Raw genomic sequence first — 580 nt, 5'->3', positions numbered from 1 at the left:
GTTCGCCGCCCTGCCGGCGCAGCCGCTGCGCGCCGAGGAGCCCGCGGCCAACCGGCCGAACGGCATCGAATCGGCGCTGGTCACCCGGCTGGCCTACGTGATCACCGGCGACGCCGCCGTTGATGAGGCGAGCCGGACCGGCCTGTCCGGCCTGACCCAGATGCTTGCCTCGCGCACCGCCCTCGAACCGGGCGAGCCCGCCGGGATCGACCCGGCCAAGGACGAGCTCGCCTTCTACCCGCTGATCTACTGGCCGATCGCGCCGTCGCGGCCCCAGCCCTCGGAGACGGCGATCCGCAAGATCGACGCGTTCATGCGCAACGGCGGCACGGTCCTGTTCGATACCCGCGACGCGCTCACGACCCGCCCGGGCGGGCCGCCCTCCCCGGAGGCGGCCTACCTGCGCAAGATGCTGGCGACCCTCGAAGTGCCGGAGCTGGAGCCGGTGCCCCTCGACCACGTCCTGACCAAGGCGTTCTATCTCGTCGACAGCTTCCCCGGCCGCTACGCCACCGGCCAGACCTGGGTCGAGGCACTCCCCCCCGCGGCGGAGGGCGCCGAGCGCCGCCCGGCCCGGGCC

The 580-nt window shown here is 74.3% G+C and carries 1 protein-coding gene; it reads left to right on the top strand.

Annotation, left to right across the window (positions count from 1 at the left end; all coding sequences use genetic code 11):
- Positions 1-580, top strand: a 580-nt coding sequence (locus FV228_RS32155) for a DUF4159 domain-containing protein (RefSeq protein WP_147858008.1), incomplete at both ends; no start/stop codon positions are given.

Origin of the sequence: Methylobacterium sp. WL18, assembly GCF_008040015.1 — a bacterium.
Classification (GTDB): domain Bacteria; phylum Pseudomonadota; class Alphaproteobacteria; order Rhizobiales; family Beijerinckiaceae; genus Methylobacterium; species Methylobacterium mesophilicum.
The sequence above is the reverse complement of the archived record's forward strand: the minus strand, read 5'-3'. Positions and strand labels throughout refer to the sequence as shown.